The organism is Nonomuraea sp. NPDC050202, from assembly GCF_040656115.1.
Taxonomy (GTDB): domain Bacteria; phylum Actinomycetota; class Actinomycetes; order Streptosporangiales; family Streptosporangiaceae; genus Nonomuraea.
In genome coordinates this window covers 67,145-86,876 of sequence record NZ_JBFALF010000019.1, presented here as the reverse complement: position 1 = coordinate 86,876, position 19,732 = coordinate 67,145, and the positions used below count along the sequence as shown (strand labels likewise).

Here is a 19,732-nt window from a genome sequence, read left to right as displayed (position 1 = left end):
CTCACCGAGCCCCAGAATAGCCGCGCCCACCTGCGACAACCCTCCCTTGACCAAGCCTTGTCCCGACATGTGCGGATAGGTCGGCGCGGTTTCGGCGCCGCCTGACCTGTCGCGCAGGGGGGTCAGCCGGAGTTCGCCGCGCACCACCAGGCCGCGTCGCGCAGGGGGTCAGCCGGAGTTGGCCGCGCGCCGCCAGGCCGCGTCGCGCAGGAGGCGCAGGCCGTTGAGGCCGACCAGGACCGTGGAGCCCTCGTGGCCGGCCACGCCCAGGGGCAGCGGCAGGTCGCCGAACAGGTCCCAGGCGACCAGGACGCCGATGAACGTGGCGGCGATGACGAGGTTGGCCACGACCAGGCGGCGGGCCCTGCGGGCCAGGGCGAGCACGGCGGGCACGGCGGCCGGCTCGTCGCGGGTGAGCACGGCGTCGGCGGTGTCCAGGGCCAGGTCCGAGCCGGTGCCGCCCATGGCCAGGCCGATGTGGGCGGCGGCCATGGCGGGCGCGTCGTTGACGCCGTCGCCGATGAGGGCCAGGCGGCCGCCGTTCGCCTGGAGGTCGTGCACCGCGGCCACCTTGTCCTCGGGCAGCAGCCCCGCGCGGACGTCGCCGATGCCGACCTCGGCGGCGACCCTGCGGGCGGCCGGGGCGTTGTCCCCGGTGAGCAGCACCGGCGGGGCCGCGGTCAGGTCCCGCAGGCGCGCGACGGCTCCGGCGGCTCCCGGCCGCACGCGGTCGGACAGGGCGAGCACCCCCGCAGGCACCCCGTCCACCAGCACCACGACCGCGCTGAAACCATCGCTCTCGAGCTCGGCGACGACGCTCTCCACCTCGCTCGCGACCGGGCCCCGCACCGCGCCGCCGGCCTCGCCGAACCGGCCGAGACCCCCGCCCTCGGCACCTGAGACCGGAGCCGGGCTCGCGGCCGGGCCCGTCAGCAGCCGGGCGGGGCTGCCGACCTCGACCAGGCGGCCGCCGACCAGGGCGCGGACGCCTCGCCCTGGCGCCGAGCCGAACTCCTCGGCCTCCGGGATCGCCAGCCCCGCCTCCCGCGCGGCCCGCACCACCGCACGGCCGAGCGGATGTTGCGAGCCGACCTCCGCCGCAGCCGCCAGGGCGAGCAGCTCGTCCTCCCCCATGCCCGCACCTGCCAGCCCGCGGACGGCGCCGAGCTGCGGCCGCCCCTCGGTCAGCGTGCCGGTCTTGTCGAAGGCCGTCCGGTCGACGGTGCCGAGCCGTTCCATGACCACGGCGGACTTGACCAGGACCCCGTGCCGGCCGGCGGTGGCGATCGCGGCCAGCAGCGGCGGCATGGTGGCCAGCACCACCGCGCACGGCGAGGCCACGATCATGAACGTCATCGCGCGCAGCAGGCTGTCCTGCGGCGGCACGCCCCACAGCAGCGGGACCGCGAACAGCGCGACGGTCGCCGCGACCATGACCACGGAGTAGCGCTGCTCCACCTTCTCGATGAACAGCTGCGTCCTGGCCTTGGTCGCGCTCGCCCGCGCCACCAGGGACACGATCCGCGCGATCACGGTGTCCGACGCGGGCCGGGTGACCCGTACGCGCAGGGCGCCGGTGCCGTTCAGGGTGCCCGCGAAGACCTCGTCGCCCGGCCCCTTGTCCACGGGCAGCCCCTCGCCGGTGATGCCGGCCTGGTCCACCTCGCTGATACCGCCGACCACCTGCCCGTCGGCGCCGATCCGCTCGCCGGGGCGTACCAGGATCAGGTCGCCGACCTCGAGAGCCGACGCCTCCACCGGCTCCTCGCCCGCGTCGGTGAGCCGGGTGGCGCGGTCGGGGGCCAGGTCGAGGAGGCCGCGTACGGAGTCCTCGGTGCGCTTGGTGGCGACGGCCTCCAGCGCGCCGGAGGTGGCGAAGATGACGATGAGCAGCGCCCCGTCGAAGACCTGCCCGATGGCCGCGGCGCCGATCGCCGCGACGACCATGAGCAGGTCCACGTCCAGCGTCCGCTCGCGCAGGGCGCGCAGCCCCGACCAGCCGGGCTCCCAGCCGCCGGCGGCGTAGCAGGCCAGGTAGAGCCCCCACCACAGCCAGGGCGGCGCGCCCGCGAGCTGGGCGGCCCCGCCGAGCGCGAACAACGCGGTCGCCGCCGCGGCCCAGCGCACCTCGGGCAGAGTCCACGCGCCCCGCCACCACGACGGTGCGGCGCGGCCCGGGGCTGCGGGCCGGCCGGGGCTGCCGGGGCGCGGTCGCGAGTCGGCTCTCAGATCAGTATCCACGCGTGGCATCGTATATGCGCATACACGCAGATACGCAAGCAGGAAGGCTTGGAGCTATGCTGGCGGCATGCACACGTCGCTGCCGGACTTCGACATGCCCACCGAGGAGCAGGTGCATCTGGCCGCGGAGTCGTTCCGGCTCCTGTCCGACCCCACCCGGATCAAGATCCTCTGGGCCCTGCTGCAGGGCGAGTCCTCCGTGGCCTGCCTGGCCGAGCTGGCCGACGCCGCTCCCGCCGCGGTCAGCCAGCACCTGGCCAAGCTGCGCCTGGCGGGGCTGGTCAAGGGGCGGCGGGAGGGCACGTTCGTCTACTACACCGCGGCCGACGAGCACGTGCGCCGGCTCCTGACCCAGGGCCTGTACCACGCCGACCACATCGACCGGGAAGAGCCCGCCGGGCACGCCCCCGCCACCCGCCACGCCTGACCACCCCGGTCGAGCGCGATGGCGCCGCGTTCTTCGAAGGACGGCCCACAGGGTCCAGGAGGCGATGCGGCAGCCCGCTACCGGCCGGCCCAGGACGGGAGCCGGAGAGGACGCCGACGTTTGCCGATCTCCAGCGGGGAAAGCTGGAACAGGGCCCGCGGACTTTCTCCCCGGCCCTCGGCGGGCAGAATGGTCATGGTTTTCGAGTTCGAACTACGGTGTCCCATCACGGCCGACCTCGGCCTGATCAGGGATCTGGTGCGCCTGCACAGCCGCCACAGCGGCCTTCCTGACCGGCGGCTCGAGGATCTGGTGCTGGCCGTGAACGAGGCGGTCACCAACGTGCTGGACCACGGCGGCAAGGCGGGCATCGTCACCGCGCGCGCCACCGACGGCCAGGTCGTCGTGGACGTCCTCGACTTCGCCGGCCTGCTGACCCACGACCACCTCGCCGCGGCCGAACTCGACCACACGGCCTCCAGCGGCTACGGCCTGTGGATGATCCAGCACCTGTGCGACGAGGTCGTGCTGGAACGCGGCGAGCGGGGCTCGCTGCTGAGCCTGCGGGTACGCGACCGGAGCCCGGCGCAGGGCCCGGCGAACGCCCCAGTGAACAGCCCGGCGAACGGCAGGGACCGGGACGGAGGCCGCAGCCTGCAGACGACCAGGAGCTGATCGCCCGCCGCGTCGATGCGGAGCTAGGTTCGACGTATGCGGAACACAGGAACGGGCCCCGGCCCGATCACGCCTGACGGATCCCCCGTCGAGTTCTACAGCAGGCTCAGGGCCGGCGCCGAGCCCGAGATCGTCGCGCAGGTGACCCCGCCCGCCGGCTCCGTGCTGGAGCTGGGCTGCGGCGTCGGCAGGGTCACGCACCCGCTGATCGACCTGGGCTTCGACGTGGTGGCCGTGGACGAGTCGCCCGAGATGCTGGCGCGGGTGCGCGGCGCGCGCACGGTGGCCGCCCGGGTGCAGGAGCTGCGGCTCGGCGAGCGCTTCGACACGGTGATGCTGGCCTCCCAGCTGGTGAACACGGCCGACGACGCCTCCCGGCACGCGCTGCTGGCGGCCTGCACGCGGCACGTCAAGCCGGGCGGCGCGGTGCTGATCCAGTGGATGCCGGCCGAGGCGCACGACCGCTGGCACGTGGGCATGGGCCGCCAGGACGGTGACGTCTCGATCACGATGGCGGCCGTCCAGGAGGTGTCGCCCGGCGTCTTCCACGCGACCATGCGGTACACGTACGGCGAGGACGGCGAGGAGCAGGTGTGGACCCAGTCGTTCTCCTCCAGACGGCTCACCGACGGGGAGCTGGCCGCCGCGCTGGAGGCCGAGGGGCTGCGGCTGGACCGTTTCCTCACCGAGGACCGCACGTGGGTGGTGGCCGTCCCCGCGTGATCACCGGACCGGACGCCTTTACGATGTAGATCCAATTATTCCAGAAATACTGGAAAATGCTGGGACGGCTGGTACAGTCGCGCCATGAGTGACCGGCTGGACGATCTCGAACGGCGGATCGACGAGCTGCGGGCCGGCGTGCGCAAGGCGATGCGGGTCAGGGACGGCGCGACCGCCCGCGTCCTGCGGGCCGAGCTGCGCAGCGCGGAGCGCGCCTGGGACGCCCTGGTCAGCGGCCGGCAGCCGCAGGCCAAGGAGGAGCCGCCGACACTGGTCACCGTGCGCGAGCAGGTGCATCAGGGGCTGCGGCTGCTGGGGGCGGCCGCCCAGCCCCGGCTGATCGTGGCCGTCAGCGACGCGTTCTTCGGCGGCACCATCCGCAGCAGCCAGCTCACCAGCGTGCGCAGGGACGAGGAGCGCTCGTTCCGGTCCTCACCGTTCGGGCGGCCGTACTACCTGTGCGCCGCGCTCACCGACCGCCTCTCCCCCGCCCGCGGCCTGCTCACGCTCAGCACCTGGCCGCTGGAACGGCGCGTGGTCGGCCCGCTCAGCCCCCGCGTCGACTTCCTGACCTGCGCCATCGCCGTGGCGGAACAGGACTCCGACGACGAGCGGGCGCAACGCTTACTGGTCAGGATGGCCAGGAACATCCCGGGCGCCGGCGACGGCACGCTCGGCCCGCCGGACCCCGCGCGGGTGGCCGAGGCGGCCCGCGCCGAGCTGCGCGTGCACGCGGATCGCGACACGCGGGATCGCGCCGAGCTGGCAGAACGCGCCACCGCGCAGCTCGGTGACGCCGCGCGGCTGTTCGGCGCCGCTACGCTGAGCACGATCAAGAAGGAGAAGGCCAAGTGAGCGGCTTGAAGCGCGAAGGCGACCACGTGTACCGGCTGGAGGCGTTGCGGGGCACCACGCCGCAGCAGCCACACGACGCGCGCGCCATCGCGGCCCTGGCCGCGAACCCCGGCTGCACCCGCCGCGCCCTCATGGACGGCGCCGGCATCGCCAAGGACGCCGCCGCCCGGCACCTCGGGTTCCCGGCGCCGTTCGGCCAGTCGCCGTTCGCGATCACGCGCGGCAACATGTTCGAGGCGCTGGTCAAGGCCGACGGCTGCGCGGAGCTGCTGCGCATGCTGCGCGAGGTGCTCGGCCTGCCCGTCGCCGAGGTGTCCTACCACGACGTGGAGAACGTCGGCGCCCACCTGCGCCACGCGCACACCAGGGCGCTGTTCGACCGGGCGGCGCGCGAGGGCCAGGACGCGGGCACCCTGTACGACCACCCGCTGCTCAGCCTGCAGATCGCCGGCCACACCGCCTACCTGGAGCCGGACGTGGTGGCCTTCCAGCTCGGCGGGCGCTTCCACATCGTGGAGATCAAGTCGTTCGCGGTGATCGACGGGCAGGCCGACCCGTCGGCGGTGGCCGCGGCCGCGCGGCAGGCGGCGGTGTACGTGCTGGCGCTGCGCAACCTGCTGGAGGAGCTGGGCCACGACCCGCTGCAGGTCTCCCACGACGTGGTGCTGGTCTGCCCGGAGAACTTCGCCAACCGGCCGGTCGCGACCCTGGTCGACGTGCGCAAGCAGCTCGCGGTGCTGCGCCGCCAGCTCGCCCGGATGACCTCGCTCGACCGGCTGCTCGACGGTCTGCCCGACGATCTCACCTTCGACCTGCGGCCCGACGAGGACGGCCGGCCGACCAGGCCGGTGGCCGAGCTGGCCGACGCGCTGCACAGGACCACCGCCCGTTACGCGCCCGACTGCCTGTCCACGTGCGACCTGTGCTTCTTCTGCCGCGACGAGGCCCGGCAGGAGGGCGCGTCCGACCTGCTGGGCCGGCAGGTGCGCGACGAGCTGGGCGGGGTCGCCTCGGTGGCCGAGGCGCTGGGCCTGGCCGACGGGTCCCGCGACCCGGCCGAGGGGCAGGAGGAGATCGCCCGGCTGCTCCGCAACGCCGAACGCCTGCGCAGGGAGTGCCTGAATTGAGCCCGCCGCCGAAGCCGCCGACCGCCCGCCCGTCGCGGAGACGCCCGACATGAGCCTGCTGACCTCGCTAGCCCGGCTGCGCGCCCTGGACGAGGGCATCGCGCAGCCCGTCGCGACCGTCAGGCACTGCCACCTGTCCGAGCGTCCCATGGTGTTCATCCCGCTCAAGCTGTCGGGCGAGGCCGCCGCGCCGCTGGCCGCGATGCTCGGCACCGACCGGGACCGGCCGCGGCTGCTCGTGGTCACCCAGCCGCGCAACCGCGACCTGCGCTTCGCCTGGGCCGCCGAGCTGGCCGGGGTGCTGCTGCCCTACATCGAGGGCTTCATGAACGACACCGAGACGGTGGAGCGCAAGAACGCCGACCCGTACGAGCGGGCGATCGAGGCGCCGCAGCTCATCGTCCCGAACCAGGGGGGCGTGGCCTTCACCCGGCTGCTCGGCCGCTCGACCCGCTTCCGCCGCACCGACGGGCCCTACCCGGTGCCCGAGTGGGTGCCGCTGCTCGGGCGGTGGCTGACGTATCTCGGGGAGCGGGCGGCGTACCCGGGCTCGTCGCTGATGCTGGCCGCCACCGAGGAGCTGGGCCGCCACTGGGCCAGCGGGCAGAGCTCGCTGGAGGACGCGAACCTGGCCGCGCTGCTGGCCTGGATCACCACGGGGCCGAGCGACGAGGCCGAGGACCCGCTGGTCTGGCCGCCCGCCGGCCCGGCCACCGACCCGGGGTTCGACGCCGAGGTGCTCGCCCCGGCGATGGACAGCGAGTCGCCGGAACTCCTCACCGGGCGCATCACCGAGGCGCTGCGTACCCAGCTGGAGCCCACGTGGCGGCTCATGTGGCAGGCGATCGACCTGCTGGCCGCGCTGCCCGAGGGCGCGAGCGTGGCGCAGCGGTGGGAGCAGGACCGCGGCTCGTTCAGCGGCATGGCGGTGCACATCGCCGAGGGCGCGCCGCCACAGGCGCGGCGCGACGGCGCGGTGGCCGCCGCGGCCAGGCTGGCCCGCATGGAGCGCGCCCAGGCCGCCTACGACGTGCAGCGCGCCTACGACGACCCTCTGGTGATGGCCGAGTACCGGCTCACCGGCGAGGCGTTCGCGGGCGAGGTGATCGAGACGGTGCCCGACAACACCGAGGGCGAGGGCCGCTCGCGCAAGCTCCGCCCGCTGGTGGTGATCAAGACCGACGATCCCGTACGCCTGCCGCCCGGCACGTCGCTGGGCACCCCGCAGCGCCGCAGCCAGGGCGCGGAGCTGGTCGAGGCCGCCGAGGGCCTGGTCACCCTGAAGATCACCAAGGGGATGGGCCGGGGCAGGACGGCGGCGCCCGGCGCGGTGCCCGAGGTCGGCGAGCGGGTCTGCTACACCTCGCTGACCGACGACTTCCAGGGTTCGCCCGCCCTGCCCGAGCCCGAGGCCACGCCGTGGACGCACGGCGGCCCGCCGCAGGAGTACGTGCCCGACGACGAGGACGCCCAGGAGGAGTGGTCGTGACCGCCGAGCAGCCGACGATCGGCCCCGAGCAGGTCATCAGGAACGTGCTGGCCGACCTGCCCCGCCATCGCGGCGTGGTGGTCGACTCGCCGCCGGGTGCGGGCAAGTCCACGCTGGTGGTGCGGGCGGCGGCGCACATCGCGGCCACCGGCGAGCCGCTGATGATCGTGGCGCAGACCAACGAGCAGGTCGACGACCTGGTGGCCAGGATCTGCGACAAGCACCCGCACCTGACCGTGGGCCGGCTGTCGGCCGGCGGTTACGTGCCGCCGCTGCGCATGCTGGAGCTGCCCGGCGTCCGGGTCGGCACCCGCATCCAGGACCTGGGCGATCCGGACATCGTCATCGCCACGGCCGACAAATGGGCGTGGATCGGCGACCGGGCGTGGCCGTGGGCGATCGTGGACGAGGCGTACCAGATGCGCTCGGACAAGCTGCTGCGGATCGCGGGACTGTTCGAGCGGGCGCTGTTCGTGGGGGACCCCGGGCAGCTCGACCCGTTCTCGATCGTGGACGGCGACCGCTGGTCGGGGCTGTCGTGGGACCCGCTGCAGAGCGCCGTGTCGGTGCTGCTGCGGCACAACCCCGACCTGCCGGTGCACCGGCTGCCTGTCTCGTGGCGGCTGCCCGCGTCGGCGGCGCCGGTGGTGTCGCAGGCGTTCTACCCGTTCACCGGGTTCCGCTCCGGCACCGATCACGGCGACCGATGGCTGGAGCTGTCGACCGGCGGCCTGGGCGGCGTGCACGACCGGGCGCTGGAGGAGGCGGCCCGCTCGGGATGGGCGCTGCTGGAGCTGCCGAACCGGCACACCGTGCGGACCGACGGCGAGGCCGTTCAGGCGGTGGCGAAGCTTGCCGAGCGGCTGCTGCAGCGGGGCGCGGTGGCCGGCTCCGAGCAGGGCGAGCGGCCGGTGACGGCGGACCGGATCGCGGTCGGGGCGGCGCACCGGGACCAGGTGGCCGCCATCCGGGCGGCGGGCCTGCCGGCGGAGATCACCGTGGACACGGCCAACCGGCTGCAGGGCCGCGAGTACGACGTGACGATCGTGCTGCACCCGCTGTCGGGCCGCAGGGACGCCACGGCCTTCCACCTGGAGTCCGGACGGCTGTGCGTGCTGGCGTCACGGCACCGGCACGCGTGCGTGGTGGTGGCCAGGGCGGGCATCGCCGAGCTGCTGGACGCGCACCCGTCGGCGGAGCCGGTGCAGCTCGGCGTGCCGGTGAAGTTCCCCGACGGCTGGGAGGCCAACCAGTCGGTGCTGGAACACCTGGCCAGGCACCGCGTCTGACCGGCCGCGTCCAGGGCAGGCGCGTCCAGGGCAGGCGCGGCTAGGGCAGGCGGCGCTGCCAGACGTCGATGGCCATGACCAGGCGCATGCCCGCCGACTCGTACAGGCCGAGCGCCGGGGTGGTGTTGTTGGAGTCGACGTGCAGGATCGTGCCCTTGCGGCCGCGGGCGGCGTCGGCGGCGAAGGCGTGCCGCAGCAGGAACCGCCCCAGCCCTCTGCCCCGGTGCTCGGGCAGCACGGCGAGCGTGGCCACGTACCCGCAGTTCTCGTCGGACAGGAACTGGTTGTTGCCGATGAGCACCGCCGCGGGCCGCCCGCCCAGGCGGGCCAGCGTGAGCTGGCTCCAGTCGGTCGCGCTGGAGGCCTGCCTGCGCTCGTACCACTGCTCGTAGCTGACGGGGACGAAGCCGAAGTGCTCGGCGAACCCCTCCTGGTGCACGCGGTACGCCTCGCGCCGCACCTCCTCGTCCTCCCCCGGGTGCAGGGTGAGGCCCGGGAGCGCGGCGGGCGGCTCGACGGGGCCGTGGTGGTCGATGCGCATGCGGTGGTAGCTCGTGCCCGGCCCGAAGCCCAGCGCCTGCACCCGCGCCCGCTTGGCCTCGTCGCCGCGGTAGACGCCCACGTGCAGGGTGACGGCGTCGTGGCCGCGCTCCTCGCCCAGCTCGGCCGCCCGGGTCAGCACGGCGGGCCACAGCTCGCCGTCCAGCCCGCTCACGCCGGGCCTGACGATGACCTCCACGTCCACGAGGTCGCTGTCGCCGTTGCGGCACGCCCAGGCCCACCCGTCGAGCCGGCCTCCGGCGTCGTGGGCCAGCCAGGCGTCCCTGTCGCGGTCGAAGCCCGGCTCGACCAGCTCGTCGGCGATGTCCTCCAGCGTCGAGTCCGGGGCGCCGATGACGGCCGTGTCGCACGTGGCGACGAGCTCGTGGATGGCCGCGGCGTCGTCCACGCGGGGCCGGCGGATGGTGTGCATGGGGAGGATTGTCCTGGAGGCGCCCTTCCTGCGCCTCCCATTTTTCAGCCGGCCGCCTGGGTGGCCGCCTTCTCCACGGAAGGGCCGGCGCCGCGCAGCGGGATCTCCTTGACGAACACGGCCGCCACCGGCACGACCACGGCGAACGCGATGGCCCACCAGAACACGCCGGAGATGGACGACGCCAGCGACTCCAGCAGCCCGGTGCGCGTCGCGGCGGGAAGCTGGGCGACCGCCGCCGGGTCCATCCTGGCGCCGTTCCCGGCCATGCCCGCCGCCGCCCGCTCGCCGAACCGGGCGGTCAGCTCCGACAGCAGGTGGTTGTTGAAGATCGCGCCGAACAGGGAGACGCCGAACGAGCCGCCGATGGAGCGGAAGAACGTGCTGGCGCTGCTGGCGACGCCGAGGTCCCGCTGCTCGACGCTGTTCTGCGCGATGAGCATCGTGGTCTGCATGAGGAAGCCCATGCCGAGGCCGAGCACCGCGATGTAGAGGCCGGTCTCCCAGGACGGCGTGGCGACGTGCATGGTGGACAGCAGCCACATGCCGGCGACCATGCCGGCGCCGCCGATCACCGGGTAGATCTTGTACTTGCCGGTGCTGGTGATGGCCCGGCCCACGAAGATCGACACGACCATGGCGGCGCCCATCATGGGCAGCATCAGCAGGCCGGAGTTGGTGGCGGTGGCGCCCTGCACGAGCTGCTGGAACAGCGGCAGGAAGTTGATCGCGCCGAACATGGCGAAGCCGAGCAGGAAGCCGATGACGGAGATCAGCGTGAAGTTGCGGTTGCGGAAGAGCTGCAGCGGCATGATCGGCTCGGCGGTTCGCCGCTCGACCAGGATGAACGCCGCCAGCGTGAGCAGGGCGAGCGCGGCCAGGGCGAGGATCTGCCACGAGCCCCAGGCGTAGTCGTTGCCGCCCCAGGTCGTGATGAGCACCATCGCGGTGATGCTGATCGACAGCAGGGCCGCGCCCGCCCAGTCGATGCGCACGTCCGTCCTGTCGACGGGCGGCAGGTGCAGCTTGGCGATGATCAGCACCAGCGCGACGGCGCCGACGGGCAGGTTCACGTAGAAGGCCCAGCGCCAGTCGAGGTGGTCGGTGATGAAGCCGCCGACCAGCGGCCCGGCGATCATGGCCAGCGACATGACGCCGGCCGTGATGCCCTGGTACTGGCCGCGCTCGCGGGGCGGCACCAGGTCGCCGATGATGGCCATGACGTTCACCATGAGGCCGCCCGCGCCCAGGCCCTGCACCGCCCGGAAGGCGATCAGCTCGGCCATGCCGCCCTCGGGGCCGCCGAACATCGCGGAGCCGGCCATGCCGCAGAGCACCGAGCCGGCCATGAAGATGACGATCGAGATGATGAAGATGTTCTTGCGCCCGTACAGGTCGCCGATCTTGCCCCAGATCGGGGTGGAGACGGTCGTGCCCAGCACGTACGCCGTCACGACCCAGGACAGGTAGGTCAGCCCGCCGAGCTCCCCCACGATGCGCGGCATGGCCGTGCCCACGATCATGTTGTCCAGCATGGCCAGCACCATCGCGAGCATGAGGCCTGGCAGGACGACCATGACCTCACGGCGGCGTCCGACGCTCTCCGCCACCCTTTACCCCCACAAGGTTGAATATTTGCTTACTTGCCGACCGGCAAGCGTAGAATAAGGTAGATACTTACTTGCCGGCCGTCAAGTAGAAAAGGTGCGAAGTGCGGGAAGACACGCGAACCCGGATTCAGGAGATCGCGCTGAGGCTGTTCACGGAGCAGGGCTACGAGGCGACCTCCCTGCGGGAGATCGCCGAGGAGCTCGGCGTGACGAAGGCCGCTCTTTACTACCACTTCAAGACCAAGGACGACATCGTGGCGAGCCTGGTCGAGCAGCGCCTGACCGAGCTGGACGAGCTGCTCGCCTGGGTCAGGAGCCGGCCCAAGACCCCCGAGACGCGGCGCGAGCTGGTCGATCGCTACGCCGACAACGTCCGGGCGACCCGGCATCTCGGCATCGCCAGGTTCCTGGAGCGCAACCAGACGGCGCTGCGCGACCACCCGACGCTGATCAAGATCCGCGAGCGCATGGTGCAGCTCACATCGGAGATCAGCGAGCCGGGCGCCCCGCCCGCCGAGCGTCTCAGCCACTCGCTCGCGCTGTTCGCCCTGCACGCGGGCAAGTGGCTGATGAAGGAGGGCGAGCTCTCCGACGAGGAGATCCACAAGGCCTGCCTGGAGGTCGCCCACCGCTTGCTGGAGCGATAGCGGTTTTCGGCCCCTCCCGTCCGAAAGGTGCGATTGGGACACGGATTCGAGGGCAGAGGTCTCGCACGCATCCAGACGGGAGGAGGCGCAGTGGAGGCTACGATGGCGCTCCGACTGCCCAGGGATGCGGCGAGCGTCCCGCTGATCAGGCAGATGCTGGACGGCACGCTGCGGTCGCTCGGCGTCGAGCCGCAGGTCCGAGATGACATCGAGCTGATGCTCACCGAGGCGTGCTCGAATGTGATCAAGCATGCGGGGCCCAGCGACGACTACACGGTCAGCGCGTCCGTCCACGACCACCTGTGCGTGATCAAGGTGGTCGACAACGGCGACGGATTCAACCCTCGTGACGTGGCCGAGCCCGAGCCGGGCTCCGAGCACGGGCGCGGGCTGCAGATCATGCGAGCGCTCGCCGACGACATCCGATTCACCAACCGGCAGGAGCACGGATCGGTGGTCTGCCTGGAGAAGCGCCTGCGCTACGCGCCGGGCGCGGCCGGGCAGCACCTCATGGCCACCTGAGGCCTCATGGCGGAACCGCTGCCGGATTTCAGGGCCGCACCGGGACCTCCGGGTCCCGGTGCGGTGCCGTTCCGGGGTTCCTGAACCCCGGAACGGCACCTGCCGCGGACTCCCGCACCCTGATGCGGCGCCTGCCGCGGATGGCTCCACCACTCCGGTGCGGCACCTGCCGCGGGCCTCCTACACCCCGGTGCGGCGCTCGGCCGGCTGCCGGTGCAGGCGGTAGCCGCGCAGGGCGCCGCCGCCCCGCCTCGGCTCCCTGGGCCGCGCGCCGCCGAGCAGGAAGCGGCGGCGCACCCGTGGCTCGCCACCGCTCAGCTCCGCCCGCCGCCGCTCGGGCACCGTCTCCCCGCTGAGCTTCAGCTCCAGCCTGGGCCCCCGCCGGGTCAGCCGCCTCCAGAGGCTCCTCCAGTGGGTGGTCGAGGCGGCCATCGCCAGCAGCGTCACCATCGCGACGGCCGAGACGAGCAGCACGGCCAGGACGAAGAGGAGGAGGACGACTGCCAGGGATCCGATCGCGCCGAGCACTGTCATCATTCGGCGGAAAATGCCCGCCCACCAGCGCTTTATGCCAATGGATGGGGATATATCGACCTTACTCTGACCCGTTGAGCTGATCCAGCCGCCCCGGCAGGAGGTCGAGCCGGCGCAGTATCACTCCCTCGCGCAGCGCCCACGGGCACACCTCCAGCCGGTCCACCTCGAACAGGTCCATGGCCGCGTCGGCGACCAGCGCCCCCGCCGCGAGCTGCGCCGCCCGCCCCTCGGACACGCCGGAGAGCTGCGCCCGCTCGGCCGACTTCATGGAGGTGAGCTTGGCGGCCCAGTCGGCCATGTCCTGGCGCGACAGCGAGCGCGAGACGTACGGGCCCTCGCTGGAGGCGGCCGCCCCGGCGATCCTGGCGAGCTGCTTGAACGTCTTCGACGTGGCCACGGCCCGGTTGGCCTGGCCGTACCTGACGACGTCGCCGACCGTGCGGGCGATCTCGGCGCGTACGTGCTTGCGCAGCTTGCGCACCTCGTCCGCCGCCGGCGGGTCACCGGTGAACCAGTCGCGCGTCAGCCGCCCCGCGCCCAGCGGCAGCGACACGGCCACGTCGGGCTCCTCGTCCACCCCGGCGGCGATCTCCAGCGAGCCGCCCCCGATGTCGAAGGCCAGCAGCCGCCCCGACGACCAGCCGAACCACCGCCGCACGGCCAGGAACGTCAGCCTGGCCTCGTCGCGGCCGGACAGGACCGCGATGTGCACGCCGCAGCGCTTGTCGATCTCGGCGAGCACCTGCTCGCCGTTGGCGGCCTCGCGCACGGCCGAGGTGGCGAAGGCCAGCAGGTCCTCCACCCCCTTGTCCTCGGCGAGGTGCACGGCCTCCTCGACGAAGCTGCCGAGCCGCTCGATGCCGTCCCTGCCGAGCTTCTGGTCCTTGTCGAGGTGCTCGGTGAGGCGTAGGTCGACCTTGTGGGAGTAGGCAGGCATGGGCCGGGCGCCGCGATGGGCGTCGACGACCAGTAAATGGACGGTGTTCGAGCCGATGTCCAGCACGCCGAGTCGCATGACAGAAAGCTACCGGTCTGCGGCTTTTACGGCGAAACTGAGTCGAAAGTGGTCGAGCGCGACGGGCACGGGATCCTCCAACGTGACGGACGGGGTGACTGAGCACTCACGCAGGAGTGCGCCCAGCAGGGTGGCCGAGGCGAACAGCGGCAGGTCCGCCCCCGCGCAGCCGGCCCAGCAGCCCGATCGCGTGACGGCCGGCGCCCGTGAGCGCCGCCGGGCGCACCCTGGGCGGCCGGGGCATGACGACGCCCCGCACCAGGGCGGGCAGGGCGCGCGTGGGGGCCACGGCCGGCGCCTCGGCGGGTGTCGACCGGGCCGGGCGCGTGATCGTGGGCATGTTGGAGGGACTACCCTTCCTTGGTGTCGTGACACGTTGGGGGGATTGTTGAGCGCTTGTTGTGGCCCGAGCCGCGACCCCGCCGCCGGGCAGGTCAAGGAGGCCGTGGAGATCGTCGCGCGGCGTCCCGCGCCCGGCGGGCCGCCGCGAGGCATGGTGCGCGTCCCCGGGGGGACGTTCCTCATGGGCGGCGACGACCCCGACGGGCGCCCCGAGGACGGCGAGGGGCCGGTGCGCGAGGTGCGGGTCGACCCGTTCTGGATCGACCCCGCGTGCGTGACGAACGCGCAGTTCGCCACGTTCGTCAAGGAGACCGGGTACGTCACCGAGGCCGAGCGGATCGGCTGGTCGTTCGTGTTCCGCCAGTTCGCCACGGCCGGGGTGATGGAGGCCACGGTGCCGGGCGCCCCCTGGTGGGCGGGTGTCGAGGGGGCCGCGTGGCGCTCCCCCGAAGGCCCCGGCTCGACGGTCGGCGACCGGCAGAACCACCCCGTGGTGCACGTCTCGTGGAACGACGCCACCGCGTACGCCGCGTGGGCCGGCAAGCGGCTGCCCACCGAGGCGGAGTGGGAGATGGCGGCCAGGGGCGGGCTGGAGCGCAGGCGTTACCCGTGGGGCGACGAGCTGGCGCCCAAGGGGCGGCAGCGGTGCAACATCTGGCAGGGCCGCTTCCCGACGGCGCCGAGCAAGGGGACGATGCCGGTCAAGTCGTTCCAGCCGAACGGCTACGGCCTCTACAACGTCTCGGGCAACGTGTGGGAGTGGACCGCCGACTGGTGGGGCGTGGAGTGGGAGCCGTTCGCCGACAACCCGGCCGGTCCGGCCGAGGGCACGGCCAAGGTGATCCGCGGCGGGTCGTACCTGTGCCACGACTCCTACTGCAACCGCTACCGGGTGGCCGCGCGCACCTCTAACACGCCCGACTCCTCGACCGGGCACACCGGGTTCCGCTGCGCGGCCCTAATCTGATCGCATGTCACGAACCCTGCGACTGTTGATCACCGGCGGCGGCACCGGTGGTCACACCTATCCGGCTCTGACGACCCTGTCGGCCGTCCAGCGACGCCAGGTGCCGCACGACGTGCTCTGGGTGGGTACCGCCAACGGACTGGAGGCGCGGATCACCGCCGAGCACGGCATCCCGTTCAAGGCGATCACCACGGGCAAGCTGCGCCGCCGTCCGAACCTCAAGGAGCTGGGCACCAACATCGCCGACGTGTTCCGCATCCCGGTCGGGGTGCTGCAGGCGATCGGGCACGCGGCGCGCTACCTGCCCGACGTGGTGCTGTCGACGGGGGGTTACGTGGCGGTGCCCATCGGCGTGGCGGCCAAGATCATCCGCCGGCCGCTGGTGATGCACGAGCAGACGACGGTCGTGGGCCTGGCCAACCGCATCCTGGCCAGGCTGGCGACCAGGATCGCGCTCTCGCACGAGTCGTCGCTGCAGTACCTGCCCGCCTCGGCCCGCTCGAAGGCCGTGGTGACGGGCAACCCGATCAGGCCCGAGCTGCTGCAGGGCAACCGGGCGGCGGCCTACGACCTGTTCGGGCTGACGTTCGAGGTGCCGCTGATCTACGTGACCGGCGGCGCGCAGGGCAGCAAGCAGATCAACACGCTGATCGCGGAGATCCTGCCGCGGCTGCTGCCGCACGCGCAGATCGTGCACCAGTGCGGGCCCGCGTGGATCGACCAGATGCGGGCCGTGGCGCTGCCGCCGGGGCTGGCCGACCGCTACCACCCGGTGCCGTACGTGGGCGGGGAGCTGGCCGACCTGTTCGCCGCGGCGGACGTGGTGATCTCGCGCAGCGGGGCGGGCACGGTGTCGGAGCTGACCGCCATCGGCAAGCCGTCGGTGCTGATCCCGCTCATCCCGACCGGCGGTGACGAGCAGCGCAAGAACGCCGGCTACCTGGCCTCGGCGGGCGCGGCGCGGGCGCTGCTGGAGCCGCACCCCACGGCCGAGATGTTGCTGGCCGAGCTGATGCCGCTGCTGGCCGACCCCGGGCTGCGGCAGGCGATGGGCCACGCGGCGGCCAAGCTGGGCCGCGTGGACGCCGCCGACGCCCTGTGCGACGTGCTGCTGCAGGCCGCCCACCACGCCTGAGCGCCTTCCGCCACCTGAGGTCCCTCAGGGCTCCAGGTGGCGGAAGGCCTCCTGTGCCGAGCTGACGCTGCGCCGCAGCGCCTGCTCCAGGCGGTCGGCGTCGGCGGCCAGGCGCTCCAGCTCCGGCACGGCGAACCCGTCGGCCCCCGTCTCGGCCACCAGCTCCTCGTACTGGTGCACGCGGCTGCGCAGCTCCTCGATCTGGTGGTGGGCCACGTACGCGCGCTCGGCGTCGGCGACGTTGGCCGCGTACCGTTCCAGCGCCTCGACCCGGGCCAGCACGGCCTCCTCGCTGCTGTCCAGCGCCCGCGCCAGCGGCCGGGCCACGGCCTCCACCTCGGGGGTGAGCCCCTGCGAGACGGTCTCCCTGTGCTTGGTACGCAGCGCGGACAGCTTGGCCAGCAGGCGGGCGATCTCCCATTCCTGGGCGGGCAGCATCACGCCGTTGCGCACGTCGTCGAGCAGGCCCTCGGCGTTGACCCGGGAGCCGGTGACGGTGGCGATGGCGTGCTGGGCGCGGGCCAGGAGCCGGGCCGAGGACTCGTCGAGGTCGTCGGTGAGCACGTAGCGGCCCTCGTACCAGCGCAGTTGCTCGTAGACCTCGCGCTCGTAGGCGTCGTCGTCCTCCTCGGGGAGGTCGTTGCGCACGAACAGCACGATCATCAGCGGGATGCCGAACAGCACCAGCATCAGCAGCCCGAGACCGCTGGTGAACGAGCCGAAGCCCAGCAGCAGCCCGAAGAGGACCGCTCCGCCGAACCCCGCCATCATGCGGTGGTGGGCGCTGGAGACCGACCGTCGTGGCTGGGGTGTCCAGCCCTGGCGCATCTTGATCAGGACCTGACGGCTCTCCCTGAGAAGCCGGGCGTCGTCGGGTGGTACTTCGGGGTCTACTACCACATCCGCCACGAATCCGGATCCTAAGCGAAGTCAGCCATCAAGGTGGCGAAAAGCCTCGTGCGCCGAGCTGACGCTCTCGCGCAGCGCCTGTTCGAGGCGGTCGGCGTCGTCGGACAGCCGGCTCAGCTCCGGCACCGCCGAGCCGTCCGCGCCCGACTCCGCGAGCAGCTCCTCGTAGCGGGGCAGCTTGGCGCTGAGGCGTTCGATCTGGTTCCTGGCGCGGTAGGCGCGCTCGGCGTCGGCCACGTGCCCCGCATACCGTTCCAGGGCCTCGACGCGGGCCAGCACCGCCTCCTGGCTGCTGTCGAGGGCGTGGGCGAGGGGCGCGGCCACGGCGGCCACCTCGGGGATGACGCCCTCGGAGACGACCTCCTGGTGATCGGCGCGCAGCTCCGACAGCTTGGCCAGCAGGCGGGCGATCTCCCACTCCTGGGCGGGCAGCATCACCGCGTTGCGGGCGTCGTCGAGCAGGCCCTCGGCGTTGACGCTCGAGTCCATCACCTGGTCGATGGCGGCCTGGGCGCGGGCCATGAGCCCCCTGGCGGGATCGTCGAGCCGGTCGCGGACGACGTAGCGGCCCTCGTGACGGCGGGCGGCCTCGTACACCTCGCGCTCCCTGGCACGCCGCCGCGCCACCTCGGCGTCGGGCCGGGGCCGCAGCAGGACGCTGACCATCAGCAGCGCCGACCCGATCATGATCACCACGAAGGGCGGGTAGCGTTCGGCGACGAACAGCGCCAGCCCGTACACCGCCGCCGCCAGGGCCGTCACGGCGGCCACCAGCCTGGCCGCGGCGCTCACCGCGGGAGAGCGCCCTCCGCGCGGGGGCGCCCAGCCCGACTGGACGCGCAGGAGAAGTTTGCGGTTGTCACGCAGCAGGGCCGCTGCGTCTTCGGGCACCGCCGGATCGACTATCACCTTCGCATGACGTCCGGGCACCTTATCGATCCTCTGTCACGTTCTTTCCGAGTGGTCAGCTCTCCAGGTATCGGAACGCCTCGTGGGCGGACTCGACGCTGCGGCGTAAGGTGCGCTCCAGCACGTCGGCGTCCTCGGCCAGCCGCTCGATCTCGGCCACGCCGAGCCGGTCGGCGCCCGCCTCGGCGAGCAGCTCCTCGTAGCGCGGCAGGCGGGCGCGCAGCTCCTCGATCTGGCCGCGGGCGTGGTAGGCGCGCTCGGCCTCGGCGACGTGGCCGGCGTACCGTTCCAGCGCCTCGACGCGGGCGACCACGGCGGCCTCGCTGTTGACCAGGGCCCGTTCGAGCGGCTCGATCACCGCGGCCACCTCGGGCGCGATGCCTCTGGCCAGCAGCTCGCGGTGCTCCAGGCGCAGCGCCGACAGCTTGGCCAGCAGGCGGGCGATCTCCCACTCCTGGGCGGGCAGCATCACCGCGTTGCGGGCGTCGTCGAGCAGGCCCTCGGCGTTGACGTGCGAGCGCAGCACCGACCCGATGGCGCGCTGCGCCCTGGCCAGGACGAGCCTGGCGTCGTGGTCGAAGTCCTCGGGGAGCAGGTAGCGGCCGTCGTACCAGCGGGCCTGCTCGTAGACGCCGCGATCCTGCGGCCGCTCGTCCTCGGGGGTCTCGCTCATGGACGCGATCTTCACCAGGACGATGAAGACGTACGTGCCGAGCAGGACGAACCCGGCCGCCGTGGCCTGCGAGGCCAGCAGGACGGCCATCAGCGCGATCACCAGAGGGGTGGCGGCCAGCAGCAGCGCGCTGGAAGGGTTGCCGCGGCGGGCCGGCGAGGCGGACGCGGGGGGCCGCCATCCGGCTCTCACCCTGGACAGTAAGGGGGCGTTGGCGCGTAACAGACCGGCCACCTCGCGTGGCACCTGCGGATCTACTACCACACCCACGTTCTGTCCTGGCACCCTGGCGCCCCCAACGCTCGTGATGTCTGGATATTACGTACGATTACGCCTCGGTGTCAGCCTCCGAAAGGTCAGTTCAGGGAACCACCAGTTGCGTTCACCGATCACCTCCATGGCGGCGGGCACCAGAACCAGGCGCACCACCGTGGCGTCCACCAGCACCGCGACCGCCAGCCCGGCGCCCATGACCCGCAGCGCGCGATCGTCGAACGCGCCGAACGCGGCGAACACGCAGAACATGATCGTGGCCGCGGCGGTGATGACCTCGCCGTCTTGGCGAGCCCGGCCGCGAGGGCGCGGGTGGGCGATACCGCCGGCGCGGTATCCGGGGTACCCCTGCCGCCGTACCCATGACGTTCGTCATGCCGGCCCGGCTGACGTA

Annotated in this window: 21 protein-coding genes; 11 read left to right on the top strand and 10 right to left on the bottom strand. The window is 72.8% G+C overall.

Annotated features, from left to right (window positions below; translation table 11 throughout):
- Positions 1-168: 168 nt before the first annotated feature.
- Complete coding sequence (locus AB0I79_RS37960; protein ID WP_357884419.1) at positions 169-2,127, bottom strand: heavy metal translocating P-type ATPase; 1,959 nt, start codon at positions 2,125-2,127, stop codon at positions 169-171.
- Between the two features lie 181 nt (positions 2,128-2,308).
- On the opposite strand from AB0I79_RS37960, the gene AB0I79_RS37955 reads away from it, so the two are divergent.
- From AB0I79_RS37955 to AB0I79_RS37925, 7 genes are all read left to right on the top strand, one after another.
- Entirely contained in the window at positions 2,309-2,668 is a 360-nt protein-coding gene (locus AB0I79_RS37955) for a metalloregulator ArsR/SmtB family transcription factor (RefSeq protein WP_357884164.1), read from the top strand.
- Positions 2,669-2,863: 195 nt separating this feature from the next.
- Entirely contained in the window at positions 2,864-3,343 is a 480-nt protein-coding gene (locus AB0I79_RS37950; protein WP_357884162.1) for an ATP-binding protein, read from the top strand.
- Positions 3,344-3,379: 36 nt separating this feature from the next.
- Complete coding sequence (locus tag AB0I79_RS37945; protein ID WP_357884160.1) at positions 3,380-4,066, top strand: class I SAM-dependent methyltransferase; 687 nt, start codon at positions 3,380-3,382, stop codon at positions 4,064-4,066.
- Positions 4,067-4,150: 84 nt separating this feature from the next.
- Positions 4,151-4,921, top strand: a complete 771-nt coding sequence (locus tag AB0I79_RS37940) for a hypothetical protein (protein ID WP_357884158.1) — start codon at positions 4,151-4,153, stop codon at positions 4,919-4,921.
- A complete protein-coding gene (locus AB0I79_RS37935) occupies positions 4,918-6,048 on the top strand; it encodes a hypothetical protein (RefSeq protein WP_357884156.1) in 1,131 nt (376 codons plus the stop codon). Before AB0I79_RS37940 ends, AB0I79_RS37935 begins: the two co-directional genes overlap by 4 nt.
- A gap of 49 nt (positions 6,049-6,097) precedes the next feature.
- A complete protein-coding gene (locus AB0I79_RS37930) occupies positions 6,098-7,537 on the top strand; it encodes a hypothetical protein (protein WP_357884154.1) in 1,440 nt (479 codons plus the stop codon).
- Positions 7,534-8,826: an AAA family ATPase gene (locus AB0I79_RS37925; protein WP_357884152.1), complete on the top strand. Its 1,293-nt coding sequence runs from the start codon at positions 7,534-7,536 to the stop codon at positions 8,824-8,826. The genes AB0I79_RS37930 and AB0I79_RS37925 overlap by 4 nt, the downstream gene beginning before the upstream one ends.
- 40 nt (positions 8,827-8,866) lie before the next feature.
- Here AB0I79_RS37925 and AB0I79_RS37920 read toward each other — a convergent pair whose 3' ends face one another.
- Both AB0I79_RS37920 and AB0I79_RS37915 read right to left on the bottom strand, forming a co-directional pair.
- Entirely contained in the window at positions 8,867-9,799 is a 933-nt protein-coding gene (locus AB0I79_RS37920; RefSeq protein ID WP_357884150.1) for a GNAT family N-acetyltransferase, read from the bottom strand.
- A gap of 44 nt (positions 9,800-9,843) precedes the next feature.
- The gene (locus tag AB0I79_RS37915) at positions 9,844-11,409 is read right to left on the bottom strand and encodes an MDR family MFS transporter (protein ID WP_357884148.1); all 1,566 of its coding nucleotides are present in this window, start codon (positions 11,407-11,409) and stop codon (positions 9,844-9,846) included.
- 101 nt (positions 11,410-11,510) lie between these two features.
- Between AB0I79_RS37915 and AB0I79_RS37910 the strand changes: the two genes are divergently transcribed.
- Both AB0I79_RS37910 and AB0I79_RS37905 read left to right on the top strand, forming a co-directional pair.
- Positions 11,511-12,056 carry a helix-turn-helix domain-containing protein gene (locus AB0I79_RS37910; RefSeq protein WP_357884146.1) on the top strand — a complete coding sequence of 182 codons (546 nt, stop codon included), beginning with the start codon at positions 11,511-11,513 and terminating at the stop codon, positions 12,054-12,056.
- 102 nt (positions 12,057-12,158) lie between these two features.
- The gene (locus tag AB0I79_RS37905) at positions 12,159-12,578 is read left to right on the top strand and encodes an ATP-binding protein (protein WP_357884144.1); all 420 of its coding nucleotides are present in this window, start codon (positions 12,159-12,161) and stop codon (positions 12,576-12,578) included.
- 180 nt (positions 12,579-12,758) lie between these two features.
- Here the strand turns inward: AB0I79_RS37905 and AB0I79_RS37900 are convergent, their stop codons facing one another.
- From AB0I79_RS37900 to AB0I79_RS37890, 3 genes are all read right to left on the bottom strand, one after another.
- Positions 12,759-13,115: a hypothetical protein gene (locus AB0I79_RS37900; RefSeq protein WP_357884142.1), complete on the bottom strand. Its 357-nt coding sequence runs from the start codon at positions 13,113-13,115 to the stop codon at positions 12,759-12,761.
- Between the two features lie 58 nt (positions 13,116-13,173).
- Positions 13,174-14,130, bottom strand: a complete 957-nt coding sequence (locus AB0I79_RS37895; RefSeq protein WP_357884140.1) for a Ppx/GppA phosphatase family protein — start codon at positions 14,128-14,130, stop codon at positions 13,174-13,176.
- 106 nt (positions 14,131-14,236) lie between these two features.
- The gene (locus tag AB0I79_RS37890; RefSeq protein ID WP_357884138.1) at positions 14,237-14,470 is read right to left on the bottom strand and encodes a hypothetical protein; all 234 of its coding nucleotides are present in this window, start codon (positions 14,468-14,470) and stop codon (positions 14,237-14,239) included.
- Positions 14,471-14,575: 105 nt separating this feature from the next.
- On the opposite strand from AB0I79_RS37890, the gene AB0I79_RS37885 reads away from it, so the two are divergent.
- Positions 14,576-15,439 carry a formylglycine-generating enzyme family protein gene (locus tag AB0I79_RS37885; protein ID WP_357884136.1) on the top strand — a complete coding sequence of 288 codons (864 nt, stop codon included), beginning with the start codon at positions 14,576-14,578 and terminating at the stop codon, positions 15,437-15,439.
- 4 nt (positions 15,440-15,443) lie between these two features.
- Positions 15,444-16,574: a UDP-N-acetylglucosamine--N-acetylmuramyl-(pentapeptide) pyrophosphoryl-undecaprenol N-acetylglucosamine transferase gene (locus AB0I79_RS37880; protein WP_357884134.1), complete on the top strand. Its 1,131-nt coding sequence runs from the start codon at positions 15,444-15,446 to the stop codon at positions 16,572-16,574.
- A gap of 24 nt (positions 16,575-16,598) precedes the next feature.
- Here AB0I79_RS37880 and AB0I79_RS37875 read toward each other — a convergent pair whose 3' ends face one another.
- The 4 genes from AB0I79_RS37875 to AB0I79_RS37860 all read right to left on the bottom strand — a co-directional run bounded on the left by AB0I79_RS37875 (position 16,599) and on the right by AB0I79_RS37860 (position 19,659).
- Positions 16,599-17,483, bottom strand: a complete 885-nt coding sequence (locus AB0I79_RS37875) for a hypothetical protein (protein ID WP_357884132.1) — start codon at positions 17,481-17,483, stop codon at positions 16,599-16,601.
- Between the two features lie 21 nt (positions 17,484-17,504).
- Positions 17,505-18,374 carry a hypothetical protein gene (locus AB0I79_RS37870; protein WP_357884130.1) on the bottom strand — a complete coding sequence of 290 codons (870 nt, stop codon included), beginning with the start codon at positions 18,372-18,374 and terminating at the stop codon, positions 17,505-17,507.
- A 73-nt stretch (positions 18,375-18,447) separates the two neighbouring features.
- Positions 18,448-19,335 (bottom strand): hypothetical protein, encoded by an 888-nt coding sequence (locus tag AB0I79_RS37865; protein ID WP_357884128.1) that lies wholly within the window; start codon positions 19,333-19,335, stop codon positions 18,448-18,450.
- 48 nt (positions 19,336-19,383) lie between these two features.
- Positions 19,384-19,659: an MMPL family transporter gene (locus tag AB0I79_RS37860; RefSeq protein WP_357884417.1), complete on the bottom strand. Its 276-nt coding sequence runs from the start codon at positions 19,657-19,659 to the stop codon at positions 19,384-19,386.
- Positions 19,660-19,732 lie beyond the last annotated feature (73 nt).

Excerpts from the sequence above, each read along its gene's own strand:
- AB0I79_RS37955 (WP_357884164.1), top strand. The coding sequence starts at position 2,309 with ATGCACACGTCGCTGCCGGACTTCGACATGCCCACCGAGGAGCAGGTG.
- AB0I79_RS37950 (WP_357884162.1), top strand. The coding sequence starts at position 2,864 with ATGGTTTTCGAGTTCGAACTACGGTGTCCCATCACGGCCGACCTCGGC.
- AB0I79_RS37945 (WP_357884160.1), top strand. The coding sequence starts at position 3,380 with ATGCGGAACACAGGAACGGGCCCCGGCCCGATCACGCCTGACGGATCC.
- AB0I79_RS37940 (WP_357884158.1), top strand. The coding sequence starts at position 4,151 with ATGAGTGACCGGCTGGACGATCTCGAACGGCGGATCGACGAGCTGCGG.
- AB0I79_RS37930 (WP_357884154.1), top strand. The coding sequence starts at position 6,098 with ATGAGCCTGCTGACCTCGCTAGCCCGGCTGCGCGCCCTGGACGAGGGC.
- AB0I79_RS37920 (WP_357884150.1), bottom strand. The coding sequence starts at position 9,799 with ATGCACACCATCCGCCGGCCCCGCGTGGACGACGCCGCGGCCATCCAC.
- AB0I79_RS37905 (WP_357884144.1), top strand. The coding sequence starts at position 12,159 with ATGGCGCTCCGACTGCCCAGGGATGCGGCGAGCGTCCCGCTGATCAGG.
- AB0I79_RS37900 (WP_357884142.1), bottom strand. The coding sequence starts at position 13,115 with ATGATGACAGTGCTCGGCGCGATCGGATCCCTGGCAGTCGTCCTCCTC.
- AB0I79_RS37895 (WP_357884140.1), bottom strand. The coding sequence starts at position 14,130 with ATGCGACTCGGCGTGCTGGACATCGGCTCGAACACCGTCCATTTACTG.
- AB0I79_RS37890 (WP_357884138.1), bottom strand. The coding sequence starts at position 14,470 with ATGCCCACGATCACGCGCCCGGCCCGGTCGACACCCGCCGAGGCGCCG.
- AB0I79_RS37880 (WP_357884134.1), top strand. The coding sequence starts at position 15,444 with ATGTCACGAACCCTGCGACTGTTGATCACCGGCGGCGGCACCGGTGGT.